Here is a 12,966-nt window from a genome sequence, read left to right as displayed (position 1 = left end):
AACTATAAACCAAAATATGAACACATCATCGACACGATTTTTATCGCTGGATGTATTTAGAGGGATGACTTTATGTTTTATGATCATCGTGAATACACCAGGGAGCGGGGCTGACGCATTTGCACCCCTACAGCATGCGGCCTGGCATGGGTTCACCCCAACCGACCTGGTATTTCCATCGTTTTTATTTGCGGTAGGCAACGCCATGAGTTTTTCGATGAAGCGCTATATCGAGATGGGCAACGCGGCCGTACTTACCAAAATATTTAAACGCACGCTATTGATATTTTTAATAGGGTACCTCATGTATTGGTTCCCGTTCTTCAATTTTGATAAAGGGCACTTTGAGTTTTCGCCGATAAGCCACACCCGTATTTTTGGGGTTTTGCAACGCATAGCGTTGTGTTACTGTTTTGCGTCGCTCATGATCCATTTTTTATCAAAGCGGTCGGTTATTATTTTATCCATCCTGTTCCTGGTAGGTTATTGGATTATCCTGCTTGTTTTTGGCGATCCGCTAAACCCATTAAGTATGACCGGAAACGCGGGCTATTACCTGGATAAGCTAGTACTTGGAGCCGATCATATGTACCATGGCGAAGGAAAAGCATTTGATCCCGAAGGTATCCTTAGCACCTTACCGGCTATTGTAAACGTGGTGGTTGGCTACTACGCCGGTAAATTTATTCAGCAAAGAGGCAAAGGGTACGATGTGATATCAAAAATGCTGCTCATGGGCTGCCTTTTCATCTTTATTGCTCTATGCTGGAATATGGTGTTCCCTATTAACAAAAAGCTATGGAGCAGCCCGTTTGTACTGATAACAACAGGCCTTGATCTGGTGATCCTGTCATTCCTGGTGTATGCCCTGGAGATTAACGATTGGAACAAAGGCAACTGGACAAGGTTTTTTACCATCTTGGGCAAAAATCCACTACCGCTTTATGTATTGTCAGAAACTTTGGTGATTTTCTTTTACATGTTTACTGTAAAGGGTAACAGTTTATACAATTGGATAAATACCAATATATACCAGGCTATAATACCCGGTGCAATTGGCTCATTGCTATTTGCCATAAGCTATATGCTTATTTGCTGGTTTGTAGGTTACCTATTGGATAAAAAGAAGATTTATATCCGCGTGTAAGCGTTAAACCTGCAAATAAACCGAAAGGCGCTGTCATGTGATGGCCGCGCCTTTCAGTTTTGAAAGAACTACAGATTAAAAAAGTTATACTCCAGTCTAACCAGGTACATGTTTTTGGAGTTACGCTCCATGGCATTGTACAGTGGTGTGCGGTATGAAAAATCCAGCCGGCACAAACTGTTAAAAATAAACTGCACAGCTGGTGCAACATCCAGGTAACTTTGCGCATGGCCCGGATTGGTTTTGCCTAACAGCTCTACATATAGGTTCATATTTGTCTGGCTATAGTCGCGGTAATGGCGGGGTAATAGCAGGTAACCCGCCGATAGGGTATAGGCGGCGGCATTCCTGGCCTGCAATGCAGGTAGCGTATGTCCACCGGCATTATCAAACGCCCTGATATAGCTTGCCGAACCGGATATAGCCAGTTTATGTAGCAGTTGCGTAAATACAACGCCGCTTTGCAGGCCGCTGTTATCGCCCTCTAAAGTTATTTCCTGGTTGGGCGCCGGGTTATTGATGCTGGCCAGTTTAACAAAAGCGGCGCCCCTGAAATGCTGCTGAACGGTGTCAATCGAAAGGAATCGATATTTGGCGTATATGCTACCCCCATCAAAATGTTGATTGTTGCTGTAATAATCAGACATGTAAACAGATCCATGTACCATCAGGTGGCGGCTTACGCCATACATAGCCTCAATAGTGCTGCGGTTTTTGTAGGTAGGACTAAAAAAGCCCTGGTTTTCTATCCGGATACCTAATGAACTGGTGGCCATGTTACTGGCTGGTTCGGTATTTACATACAATTCCTGCGAAAAAACAGGACATGCCATAGCTGTTAGGCAAATAGCCAGAATTAAGATTCTCATAAAAAAGGATTAAATGAAAAACTATATGGCTAAATGATAAACACGGCCCGATGCGGGTGCTGTATCAGTTACCTGGCCCAGGTATTTTTTTGATACCGATTTTGGTGCAAATCCCTGGTCAACAACGGTAACATTAACTGTGCCGCTGGTTGGTTTATTGGCAGGATTAAGCAGCTTGTAAATATCGCCCCCGTAGCTGAAATTGTTATCGGCTACTTTGGTGTTATCAAAGTTGTAAGTGGCTTTCAAGCTGTTTACCGAAAATCCCGAGCCTTGTACTTTTTTGCTCATTAACTCAAAATTTACCGGCACATCGTTTTTAAAGGTAATGAGATAAGTATTACGGATCAGGTCTGTTTTAATGTCGCCTATAAAAGGCAGGGTGCGGAGTGCTTTTTCTGTTGATTTGGCGCAAAGGGCGCAGGTAAGCCCGCTAACCTGTAATTCAGCTTTGGTGAATTGAGCTTTTGCAACGGTAGCAGATAGAGAAAATATAATGATGAATATTTTAAGCGTTTTCATTTGAATCTTTTTAAATTAATATTGAATTAAACTGTGGTAAAATACCTGGTTATTAAGGGTTCAATTAATTTATCAGATCCGGAAAATACAATTTTTGATAAACGATGCTATACTTTGCACGGGCTCATCGGGAGGTGCACGGTCAAAATATTTTTCGAGCGATGGCTGCTGCGGAAAAAAGGAATAATTACCAAATGGAAGGTGAGGCAATTCAAAACCCAATATTTGGCTTAAAAAAGATGTTTCTTCGGCCTGGTGTACATCTTTAACCTTTACCTGCAACTGGCTGTCTTTGCAGCAATTCATTTTGCCCGCAACCTTATCCATGCCGCAGGCAACAGCAGGTGCGTTAATTTTAACAGATGAGATGTTGTTGCCGCAATAATGCAGGTTAAGCGCAAAGCCTAATACTGTAACAACGTACAGCATAGTCAATAACACCGCTCCTGGTTTTTTTAGCATATAGCAAAAATAGGTGATTAACTTGTTGATTACAAATTGTTTTTGGAGAAGAAAGTTGATGTAATGAATATTACTATACTTGTTGCCGTTTTTGTTGTGCTTAATAGTAATGTTGTAATTGGAAGGGGGCTTCCGTGCATTGCCAAATAAGCCACTTGTAACAACCGGGCAAAGATAGTTTCCGGGGCTAAAACAAGAAAACCCGGCCCTCGCGGCCAGGTTTTTCTAATTAACGTGATCTTAAAACTAATAAATTATATTATTGAGCCGACTGTTTAGCCTGGTCTTTCATGGTTGAGTTGGCAACAATTACAATTTCTACCCGGCGGTTTTTTGAACGGCCATCTACTGTTGTATTGTCGGCAATTGGTTCGGTTTCGCCCTTGCCCGAAGTTTGTAATCGTGATGCAGGAACATTTTGAGCTGCGATGTATGATTTTACAGATTGTGCCCTTTGTATTGATAAATCCATATTGTGCGCGTCACTTCCTGTATTATCGGTATGGCCAACAATTAAAATATTGGTTTCGGGGTTGTTTTGAAGCGATGCTGCAAGTTTTTGCAAATTGCTTTGTGCTTCTGCTTTTAAGGCAGATTTATCGGTATCAAACAAAATGCCCGAGTCGAATTTCACCAGGATACCTTCGCCCTCACGGGTTACAGTAGCGCCGGGTACGGTTTGCTTAATTTCGGCAGCTTGCCTATCCATATTCCGGCCAATAAATGCACCTGCTGTACCACCTACGGCACCACCAATAATAGCACCCAAAGCAGTGTTACCTGCAGCCTTGCCAATAAAAGCGCCTACAGTACCACCGGCACCTGCGCCAATAGCAGCTCCTTTTTGTGTTTTAGTTAATGAGTTACAGCCCGAGCCTAATATTCCAACGGTAGCCAATGCTAAACTTAAAGTTGCTACCTTGATTTTTAAAGATTTCATAATAGTATAATTGTATATATAGATTACCATTTGCAAAGCAGATGCCAAAAGCCCAATTGGGATAAACCAACCAGATTTGCCGATAAACCTACACTGTCGCTATATTTTTTTAACAATTAAGAAACCAGGAATTTGAAAAGAGAATAGCGTTTAGTCCTAATCAAAGAATTCGACTAGTTTTTAGTACATGAATGTAAAATTCCAGATACAAAAAGCAAGCGAAAGAAAGGTGCTTAGCTAACTATGATTAACGTAGCCGGGAAGATGAGTTTGAAGGTGCTGCCTACATTTTTTTCGGATACCACATCAATTTCGATATCATGAAATCCGGCTATTGATTTTACAATGGGCAAGCCAAGGCCAAAGCTGTCCTGTTGTAATGACTGGCGAAATTTTTTAAAGCGGTTAAATATAAGAGGAATGGCGTCAGTATCGATACCTATGCCGGTATCAGTTATACTGATTAAAAATTTATCGTGAACAGCCACCGCGGCAACCCGGATACTACCACCTTCGCGGTTATATTTTATGGCGTTGTTAATCAGGTTAAAAAACAAGTTAAATAACAGGAATTTGTTGATATTAACCATGTACCAGTTATCCGGGACTGAAATTTCATAACTTATGTTTTTATCCTGTAGACGTATAGAAATTTCGTCATAAACATCTTGTAACAGCTCGGCAACTGAAACTCTGTCTTCTTTTAAAAACTGTTCATTTTCAATCTGCGATATCAGCAGCAGCGTTTTGGTGATACTTTTAAGCCGGTTAAGAATCTTCTGCATTTCCAGCAAACGCACCTTTAGCTCGTCATTGATATCCTCTTCCTCAAACATGTTTTCAATTTTTGATTGAAGGATAGATATAGGCGTCATCAACTCATGCGATGCATTGGAAATAAACTCACGTTCCCGGTGAAATTTATCGGCAATAGTCTCAATCATTTTATGGATGCTCAGATCAAGATGCTCAAAATCAGATGTGGTAGTGCGCACCTTTCGGTACGACTGGAAATTAGGAAACTTTTGACCTACCAGCTTGGTTTTTATAATGATGCGTAGTGGCTTAAGCACATAATTGGAGTAAACCTGGTCGGCAAGTACAGTAAGTAATATCATACCTAACAATACCTCGAATGCCAGGTTTTGCAACGGCACACTGGTTTCGTCAAGTGTATCCACGCTTTTGCCAATCTCCAGCAGGTAGTTTTTGTTTTTAACTTTAAAGGTATGGCTCAAAATGCGGTATTCAAGGGTATCACCCTCGCTAAAAAGGCGTTTACCGCGTTGGATGGTATCTAAAAAATATTTAGAGTCAACTTCATCAAGGCTGATGTATTCGTCTTTAAGGGGCAGGTAGCTGCCGTATCCTTCGCCGTTTACAATATAAGTTTCAATGCCCTGGCTTTTTACAATTTGCAGCAGCTTGTTTTTTTGCTTTATCAGCTTGCTATCAACATAACTGCTACTTATGTTTTTTATCAATACGGGCACCAGCAATACAAACAGTATCACAATCACCAATTTTGATATGGCGTTAAAAAGCGTAAGTTTTGTCCTTAATTTCAAATATTCAGGCGTTTATCTTTACTTTATATCCCAGCCCGCGCACGGTCTCCAGCCAATCGGGCGATGCAAATGCATTTAGCTTTTTCCGTATATTTTTGATGTGCGCGTCTATATAATTGGAGTCGTAATCATTATTAACTACACTACCCCAAATATGTTCGCTTAACTGCATCCTGGTAAGCGTACGGTTTTTATGCAGAATGAGGTAAGCAATCAGGTCAAATTCCTTTTTTGTAATGGTATTAACCATGCTGGTGCCGTATGAAATGGTACGGTTGGTTAAATCAATCAGGAAGCCATCAAGATCAATTATGTTATTTTTTACCCCAAACTTGCGGCGGATAATGGCCTGCATCCTGCTTTGCAGTTCAAGTAACGAAAAAGGTTTGGGCAGGTAATCATCGGCCCCTAAATCAAGCCCTTTAATACGGTCATTAATCTCGGTACGGGCGGTTAGTATAATACAAGCCGCATCTAAGCCCAGTTTTTTTACTTCTTTTAACAGGTCAAGGCCATCGTAATCAGGTAAGCCGAGGTCTATCAGGATAAAATCATATAAATTGACGGCAATTTTTTCTGATGCCGAAGCCCCGTCATAACAAACCTCGCAGATGTAATTATAATTTGTGAGGAATATTTCCAGCTCATGTGCAAGCGCTTTTTCGTCTTCGATGATCAAAACATTCATGCGCAGTTGCTAATAAAACAAGTAAAAAAATGTAAGGTTGAAAAACGATTCTTTGTGATTTTCAAGCACCCCCTCTACATTAACCGGGATTGAATAACGCCATGAGGCCTCAAGGGTATAATGAGGCCGGTTATAAGCAACAGGTACTTTAAAGCTGTAGTTAAGCATTTTAAACTTGCGGTTATAACGCGCCGAGTTTGGATCATCGAACACATAAATATTGTCAATCTCCTGCTTAAAACGATGATCTACCGAGTAGCGCTGCACAAAATTTTGTGTACCTGTTATAAAGTTAAATGATGGATTAAATGAAAGGTAATCCTGGTCGTCAAAAATACTCCAGCTGGTTTCAATGTATTTGGAGTTTGTAACGGTAACAAAAAAATCGTTTGATTTGCCAAAAAGAAAGTCGGCTATAACGCTGGTTTTCAAAAACTTCCAGTCGTATGAGTTTTTCAGGTTGATATCATTTGACGAGGCCGACTTAATAACATTGGCCTGTTTATTAAATATAAACCGGGTATAGCTTACTGCTCCTGAAAACTGTTTAGAAAATTTATAAAAGTAGCCGCCGCCAACATCAACTTCGTCAACCGGCGCATACCCTAAAACCTTTAAAATGGAGCCGTAAGCAAAAAAACCCTGCTTAGTGTTATAAATAACATCGCCCGTAACAAAGGGATATTTAACCGGGCTGGTGCGCCCGAAAAAGAGCGCGTCGCTGCCATAGTTTACCCCTACCGAAACAGACTGTTTCCTGATGATGGTATCTGTATCGGCCACAATGTGGATGTTGCCACCGGTAAAAAGCGTATTGTTAATACCCGTAGCATATAAGGCATTACTGCCGGCAATAAAAAAAAGTAAGCAAAGGTACTTCATCAAAAATTGGTAAATTGTTTGTTAACCACCTGTTTAATCGCCATTTCGTCGAGGTATTTCCGGCGGACGCTCCAACCCTTCAGGGCGGCGCTGTCTTTTAGGCTTGGGTTTAGGCGGCACGGGCGGAGTGTTTTCATCTACCTTTGCCGGCTTGGCCTGCCGTTTTGCTTTAGCTACCTCTTTAATTTTATTTTTTTCTTCCTGCTCCTTTTTACTTTTTAACGTAGTATCGACCGGTAAATTATGATACTGCATCTTAATTGCACGACGGTATTCAACCGGATGTGATGGGCTGTTTGTAGTACCGGCAGCTGATAATCGTGGCGTAAATATCAATAACAGGACAATATACGCAAACCACTTTACCATTGAGAGGAAGAAAAACTTAAAATTATATTCAAATATCGGTCAATATAAACAGTAATACCCAAACCGGGGGTACTGTTGATAACAATTATCACCAGTTTATTTCAGCAGGGGACAATGCTTGCATAAACAAGTGACTACACACTTGCCGGAATAATTATGATTGGTTTAAAATTAATGCAGTTAAAGCGGGTTATAGGCTAACGCCTTTTGAAGTGTAAACACGGTTCTGGTCGTCAACAATAACACAAGCAATTTGGTTTAGCTGGTTTATTAAGTACATACCTGCGTTAATACCAATGCTTATCATAGGAGATGCCATGGCATCGGCCAGTTCGGCAGTGGGGCTAAGTATGCTTACACTTTTAATTTCGCTTACCGGGAAACCTTTACTGGTACTGGCAATACTTTGAAATTTTTTCTTGCTGATGCTGGCATATTTTTCGGCATTTACCGATGTAGCAAAAGCCATATTGCTGATGTTAAGATGGGCAAAAGGTTGTTTCCTTTGTTCAGGGTCGGCAGTGCCTACAGTCCACGGCTTGTTGTTGGGTTGTGTACCCCAGGTTAATAGGTCGCCGCCCGAATTGATAACGCCGCTGCTAACACCATTCATTTGTAAAACAAACTTTGCCCTATCGGCAGCATAGCCTTTACTATTGGCACCAAAGCCAATACGCATACCTTTTTCTTTTAAAAAGATAGTTTGCCTGGTGGTATCAAGTACAACATTTTGATAGTTGGTTTGCATTACCGAGTAAGGGGCCGTTTTAACAGTCACGTTTTCAACAGAAGTTGTATCGTTGCCGGTATTACCGGTAAAATAGGTGATATCAAAAGCACCGTGTGTAAGTTCAGATATCTGTAAAGCACGGCTAATTAACCTGAAAATTTCGCCATTAGCCTTTACGGGCGCAACGCCGGCTTCGCGGTTAATTTGTTTAATATTGCTGTGATCGCCAAAAGCCGAAAGCAGTTTTTCAACACGGTTGATCTCGCCGATAGCAATTTCTATTTGTTCATTGGCCAATAATGGATCATTCCCAACCACACTAATCTCAAATTTATCACCCATAGCGTGTACATTACGTTTGTAGGTGGTTAAATTGTTACTTAAAGTTTTTACTGCCAGCATAAAATAAATTTTTTATCGTCAAAAAATCAAACTACTCTAATCCCGCTGTAGGATGATTTTGTTTATAACAAAAATGTTACCTCTCACCTCTACAACAACTAAAGTAGATTGCTTGTATGAAAATAAGATGAAAACAAGATTGCGAATAACGTAAATCGACGATTTGGCTGTAAATTGGAGCAAAGAGTAAGAAATAAAGACAAAAAATTGACAATTTTTTCAAATAGACCGGAGGGCAATTTATTTGCGCAAAGACGCAAATATGTTACGACGAAAAGTAACTTGTTTGTTTTTTTTGCTCGTTAGCGCCTTGGTGTGAAAAAAAACGGTGCTCAATCAATCAAAATATTCTCGCCAAATTTTTGCGATACGGTAGTGTTTTCTTTACCGTTGATGCTGATCACGAGGGAATTATCAAAAGGTATTTTTTCGATGAGCTGGATGCGGGTACCAATGCCAATATCGAGTTTGATGAGGTACTGCAGAAACGAATTACTGGTATCGCGCACGGCAGCCACGCGACATGCCCCACCGGGCTTAAGATCGGTTAACGTCACCGAAAATGATTTAGGCACCTTTCCGTTGGCTTTTGGAATGGGATCGCCATGAGGGTCGTATTCGGGAAAGCCCAGGAACTTGTCAAGCCTATCGGCCAGTGTTGCATCGCTGATGTGTTCTAGTTCCTCGGCAATATCGTGAATCTCGTCCCAATGATAGCCCAGTTTTTCTAACAGGAAAACTTCCCAAAGGCGGTGCCTGCGCACAATTAATACCGCATCTTTTAAGCCTTGTGGGGTAAGTTTTACGCCCACTTTTTTATCATAGGCTATCAACTCCTTTTCGGTAAGCTTCCTGATCATATCAACTACCGAGGCTGGGTTGTTACCCAGCGCTTCGGCTATAGCAGTTGGCGTTATTTTAACGTCCTTTTGCTGCGCGATACGGTAAATGGCCTTTAGATAATTTTCTTCTGATAATGTATACATCCGTTGTTGCACTGGAAACATACAAACATAAATAAAAACCAGCCGGTTTGTAATAGTTAGGGATGCCTAATTATTGCGAACCCGCTTTAAACAAAACAGGCCTCCGTGTTACCGGAAGCCTGTTTTGCTATTTTATTTGGTTATTAATGATGGCCATGACCACCGCCATGTTCGCCACCTCCACCGTGGTTACCACGACCGCCACCGCCATGGTTGCCATGATCGCCGCCACCACCGCCACGGTTACCACGATCGCCACCAAAATGACCGCCGCCGTTGCCATGAAATTGAGGCCCGCGGCCACCGTGGTTGCCATTATCAAAGTGGCCATTACCACGGGTGTATGCTACCCTGCGGTCGTGATTGCCTCTCCAGTAGTTGGCATACCTAACATCGCGGCTGTTGCGGATAACAACCTGGTCATGACGGCCTCTGTAACCGGCATACCTTGTTCTGTAAACATCGTTTCTTATCCATGGGTTGCGATCATTGATAACCACTTTATAGCTGTGGTATAAATCATAGTTGCGGTACCGTACCGGTAAGTAGGCGCGGTGCACCCACACATTGTTATCAAAATATACATACTGGTGTGTTGGCACATCATAGTAAGTATCAATATCGGGCATGTAATAATAGTTGGCATAATCGTATCCAACCGGGCCCCAGGCTGGTTGGCTGCCAATATTTACCCCAAAGCTTACGCTTACCTGGGCGCTGGCTGTTTTAACAGCGAAGCAGCTTAATAATATTGCTGCCGACAGGATCATCTTTTTCATTTGTTTTCTGTTTAAGTAGTGCCCCTTTGTTTGGCGACCAATAGATTGCCAAACGGTAGCATTGTTTGGATGTATGACAATATTTAATCAAAAAAGTTTAAATATTAAAAGAAACACTTTCGCACGACCATCTGGCGCATAAAAAAACAGGCCCTGGTGTTACCCAAAGCCTGTTTTGTATAAAAATTAACAATCAAAAATTAATCTTTGTGTCCATGACCTTTATCTTGATGACGGTCATCGTGGCGATCATCATGACGGTCGTTGCGTACCTCTTTGTGTACAATTACCTTGCGGGAGTTACCGCGGCCATTGCCATTCCAGTGGTCTTTGTACTTAACCTCGCGGCTATCGCGAATGATGGTCTGGTTACGTTTGCCCTTGTAGTTTGCATATTTAGTGCGGTAAACGGTGTTATGTACCCATGGGGTACGCTCGTTAACAACTACTTTATAGCCATTGTAAACATCGTAGTTGCTATACCTCGCAGGTAACGCAGCTGAGTGGATCCATACATTGTTGTTAAAGTATACATACTGGTGCGCGTTTACATCGTAGTATGAATCAATGTCGGGCATATAGTAATAGTCGGCACGGTCATAACCGGTTGGGCCCCATTCGGGCTGACTGCCAATATTAATGCTTAAACTAATCTGGGCGCTTGCGGGTTTTATTGCTAAACAGCCTAAAAATATCGCGGCTGTTAAAATGATCTTTTTCATAGTGCTATTGTTTTGTTTGGATGTATGACAATAACCAGCAGAAAAAGTTTAGTTTAAAGCATAGGTGGCAGGGTAACTAATCAGTTACAACAATTACAATGGGGCTAAGCGTCAGTTAATGAGTTGTTTAGTTGTTGTCGTCGTCGGTATCTTTCTCGGCAGCAACCTTTTTGCCGGCCATGGCCAGCATCGGTTTGCCAATCACTTTGTAATTGCCTTCGCCTTTAAGAATGGAAGCCAGCTGGGTTTTATCCTGCATGGTTTTTACGGCCTGGGCCAGTTCCTTATCGTACTTAAAGTTTACTTCGTAACGGCCCTTTTCATAGTAATAGCGGGAGGCTATCTCGTTTTCAAGCACTTGTTTTATTTCGTCCTTATGTAGCTGCAGGTCGTTCTTTTTGGTAGTCATCAACTTGGCTTTCAACACATCGTATTCGGCCTGTATGTCGGTAAACTGTTTTTCTTTGGTGGCTTCGGTTTTCAAACTGTTCAGCACCTTTTCTGATGACGTGGTGTAGTTATAATTTTTATCGGCCAGGTATTTTACAAAATCATTGTAGTCGCCCTCAGATAAAACGAACGATTTAGTATCGGCTATTTTAGGGTGTTTATCACGATAAACAGTAGCATAATCAAATATCAGCAGCTTGCCTACCAGGGCCTGGGTTACGTTGGCAAATTTTTCCTGTTTAATAAAAATATCGGGGTAAATAGCGCTGCCATCGTAAACCGAGCGGCCATTTTTAGTTTTAAACTCGTGGATTAATGAATCGGCCACTTTAACTACGCTGCCATCATCCTTGCGGTGCGTATAATCCAGCTCCTGGATACAGCGACCCGACGGGATGTAGTATTTGGCAATGGTAATTTTAACCAGGCTGTTATAAGGCAGGTTAAAGGTTTGCTGTACCAGGCCTTTGCCATAACTGCGCTGGCCAATAATAATAGCACGGTCAAGATCCTGTAACGAGCCGGCAACGATTTCTGATGCAGATGCCGAGTGGCTGTTAACTAATACCACTAATGGCAGGCTTGGCTCAAGCGGCGTGCTTACGGTGCTATAAGTAAAATTCTTTTCTTTTATTTTTCCTTTTTGCGATACTACCTCCACATCTTTTTGAACAAAAAGATTTACGATTTTTACAGCCTCCTGCAAAATACCGCCGCCGTTTGAGCGCAGATCAAGGATGATGCCGTTAGGGTTATTCTTTTTTAGGGTTACCAGGGCGTTGGTTACCTCGGCGGCCGAGTTTTCTAAAAACTTATCCAGTTTAATATAACCCATGTTGCCCTGCACCATACCAGCGTATGATACGTTTGGTTGCTTAATTTCATCACGTACCAGGTTTTTTTCAAAGGGCTGGGCCACGTTATCTCGCTTAATGAATAGCTTAATGGCTGCACCTTTTGATCCTTTGAGTAATAGGCTTACCTGGTCGTTATTTTTTCCGTTAAGGTCAATGTCGTTTATTTTAAGCACCTGGTCGCCGGGGTGTACATCACCCTTTTGGGCCGGGAAGCCCTCAAATACATCAGATACGTATACTTTGCCGTTGCGGGTAAAAATGCTTGCGCCAATACCGCCGTACTGGGTACTTACATAGTGCAGCTTATAGTCTTCAATTTCCGATTCGGGTACAAATTCGGTATAGGGATCCAGGCCATCTAGCATAGCATCCACGCCGGTTTTTACCAGCTTGGCCGAGTTAACATTATCAACATAGTTAATGTTTACCTCTTTATAAACCGATGCAAAAACATCAAGGTTTTTTGATATCTGGAACAGGTCATCGTCAAAAGCGGCAACGCCAACGGCCAGCATTACAACGCCGGCACACAAACCTATCTTTCTGTATTTTTTTGAGATCACCATACCCGGTACAACTTTAAAGCATATAAA

14 protein-coding genes are annotated in these 12,966 nt (G+C 41.8%); 1 reads left to right on the top strand and 13 read right to left on the bottom strand.

The window, feature by feature from the left end; all coding sequences use genetic code 11:
• Positions 1–16: 16 nt before the first annotated feature.
• Positions 17–1,147 (top strand): acyltransferase family protein, encoded by a 1,131-nt coding sequence (locus AC1DV1_RS02895; protein ID WP_477354970.1) that lies wholly within the window; start codon positions 17–19, stop codon positions 1,145–1,147.
• Positions 1,148–1,215: 68 nt separating this feature from the next.
• On the opposite strand, the gene AC1DV1_RS02890 is transcribed toward AC1DV1_RS02895, so the two are convergent.
• From AC1DV1_RS02890 to AC1DV1_RS02830, 13 genes are all read right to left on the bottom strand, one after another.
• On the bottom strand, positions 1,216–2,016 hold the full coding sequence (locus AC1DV1_RS02890) for a hypothetical protein (RefSeq protein WP_477354968.1): 801 nt from the start codon (positions 2,014–2,016) through the stop codon (positions 1,216–1,218).
• Between the two features lie 21 nt (positions 2,017–2,037).
• Positions 2,038–2,538, bottom strand: coding sequence for a heavy-metal-associated domain-containing protein (locus tag AC1DV1_RS02885; protein WP_477354965.1), 501 nt, complete (start codon positions 2,536–2,538; stop codon positions 2,038–2,040).
• Positions 2,539–2,610: 72 nt separating this feature from the next.
• Complete coding sequence (locus tag AC1DV1_RS02880) at positions 2,611–3,000, bottom strand: HYC_CC_PP family protein (protein WP_477354962.1); 390 nt, start codon at positions 2,998–3,000, stop codon at positions 2,611–2,613.
• 259 nt (positions 3,001–3,259) lie between these two features.
• Entirely contained in the window at positions 3,260–3,940 is a 681-nt protein-coding gene (locus tag AC1DV1_RS02875) for a YiaD family glycine zipper/OmpA-like lipoprotein (RefSeq protein ID WP_477354959.1), read from the bottom strand.
• A 233-nt stretch (positions 3,941–4,173) separates the two neighbouring features.
• Complete coding sequence (locus AC1DV1_RS02870) at positions 4,174–5,508, bottom strand: sensor histidine kinase (protein ID WP_477354956.1); 1,335 nt, start codon at positions 5,506–5,508, stop codon at positions 4,174–4,176.
• Between the two features lie 4 nt (positions 5,509–5,512).
• Complete coding sequence (locus AC1DV1_RS02865; protein ID WP_477354953.1) at positions 5,513–6,196, bottom strand: response regulator transcription factor; 684 nt, start codon at positions 6,194–6,196, stop codon at positions 5,513–5,515.
• A 9-nt stretch (positions 6,197–6,205) separates the two neighbouring features.
• A complete protein-coding gene (locus AC1DV1_RS02860) occupies positions 6,206–7,078 on the bottom strand; it encodes a hypothetical protein (RefSeq protein WP_477354950.1) in 873 nt (290 codons plus the stop codon).
• Positions 7,079–7,111: 33 nt separating this feature from the next.
• Positions 7,112–7,447 (bottom strand): hypothetical protein, encoded by a 336-nt coding sequence (locus AC1DV1_RS02855; RefSeq protein ID WP_477354947.1) that lies wholly within the window; start codon positions 7,445–7,447, stop codon positions 7,112–7,114.
• Between the two features lie 190 nt (positions 7,448–7,637).
• Positions 7,638–8,579, bottom strand: coding sequence for an FAD:protein FMN transferase (locus AC1DV1_RS02850; RefSeq protein ID WP_477354944.1), 942 nt, complete (start codon positions 8,577–8,579; stop codon positions 7,638–7,640).
• Between the two features lie 332 nt (positions 8,580–8,911).
• Positions 8,912–9,586: a metal-dependent transcriptional regulator gene (locus AC1DV1_RS02845; protein ID WP_477354941.1), complete on the bottom strand. Its 675-nt coding sequence runs from the start codon at positions 9,584–9,586 to the stop codon at positions 8,912–8,914.
• 122 nt (positions 9,587–9,708) lie between these two features.
• On the bottom strand, positions 9,709–10,344 hold the full coding sequence (locus AC1DV1_RS02840; RefSeq protein WP_477354937.1) for a hypothetical protein: 636 nt from the start codon (positions 10,342–10,344) through the stop codon (positions 9,709–9,711).
• A gap of 200 nt (positions 10,345–10,544) precedes the next feature.
• Positions 10,545–11,066 carry a hypothetical protein gene (locus tag AC1DV1_RS02835; protein ID WP_477354934.1) on the bottom strand — a complete coding sequence of 174 codons (522 nt, stop codon included), beginning with the start codon at positions 11,064–11,066 and terminating at the stop codon, positions 10,545–10,547.
• Between the two features lie 127 nt (positions 11,067–11,193).
• The gene (locus tag AC1DV1_RS02830) at positions 11,194–12,939 is read right to left on the bottom strand and encodes a S41 family peptidase (RefSeq protein WP_477354931.1); all 1,746 of its coding nucleotides are present in this window, start codon (positions 12,937–12,939) and stop codon (positions 11,194–11,196) included.
• Positions 12,940–12,966: the final 27 nt, after the last annotated feature.

Source organism: Mucilaginibacter sp. P4_D1, assembly GCF_056401935.1.
The sequence above is the reverse complement of the archived record's forward strand: the minus strand, read 5'-3'. Positions and strand labels throughout refer to the sequence as shown.

Coding starts and splice junctions, on each gene's coding strand:
- AC1DV1_RS02895 (WP_477354970.1), top strand. CDS start 17: ATGAACACATCATCGACACGATTTTTATCGCTGGATGTATTTAGAGGG.
- AC1DV1_RS02890 (WP_477354968.1), bottom strand. CDS start 2,016: ATGAGAATCTTAATTCTGGCTATTTGCCTAACAGCTATGGCATGTCCT.
- AC1DV1_RS02885 (WP_477354965.1), bottom strand. CDS start 2,538: ATGAAAACGCTTAAAATATTCATCATTATATTTTCTCTATCTGCTACC.
- AC1DV1_RS02880 (WP_477354962.1), bottom strand. CDS start 3,000: ATGCTAAAAAAACCAGGAGCGGTGTTATTGACTATGCTGTACGTTGTT.
- AC1DV1_RS02875 (WP_477354959.1), bottom strand. CDS start 3,940: ATGAAATCTTTAAAAATCAAGGTAGCAACTTTAAGTTTAGCATTGGCT.
- AC1DV1_RS02865 (WP_477354953.1), bottom strand. CDS start 6,196: ATGAATGTTTTGATCATCGAAGACGAAAAAGCGCTTGCACATGAGCTG.
- AC1DV1_RS02860 (WP_477354950.1), bottom strand. CDS start 7,078: ATGAAGTACCTTTGCTTACTTTTTTTTATTGCCGGCAGTAATGCCTTA.
- AC1DV1_RS02855 (WP_477354947.1), bottom strand. CDS start 7,447: ATGGTAAAGTGGTTTGCGTATATTGTCCTGTTATTGATATTTACGCCA.
- AC1DV1_RS02850 (WP_477354944.1), bottom strand. CDS start 8,579: ATGCTGGCAGTAAAAACTTTAAGTAACAATTTAACCACCTACAAACGT.
- AC1DV1_RS02845 (WP_477354941.1), bottom strand. CDS start 9,586: ATGTTTCCAGTGCAACAACGGATGTATACATTATCAGAAGAAAATTAT.
- AC1DV1_RS02840 (WP_477354937.1), bottom strand. CDS start 10,344: ATGAAAAAGATGATCCTGTCGGCAGCAATATTATTAAGCTGCTTCGCT.
- AC1DV1_RS02835 (WP_477354934.1), bottom strand. CDS start 11,066: ATGAAAAAGATCATTTTAACAGCCGCGATATTTTTAGGCTGTTTAGCA.
- AC1DV1_RS02830 (WP_477354931.1), bottom strand. CDS start 12,939: ATGGTGATCTCAAAAAAATACAGAAAGATAGGTTTGTGTGCCGGCGTT.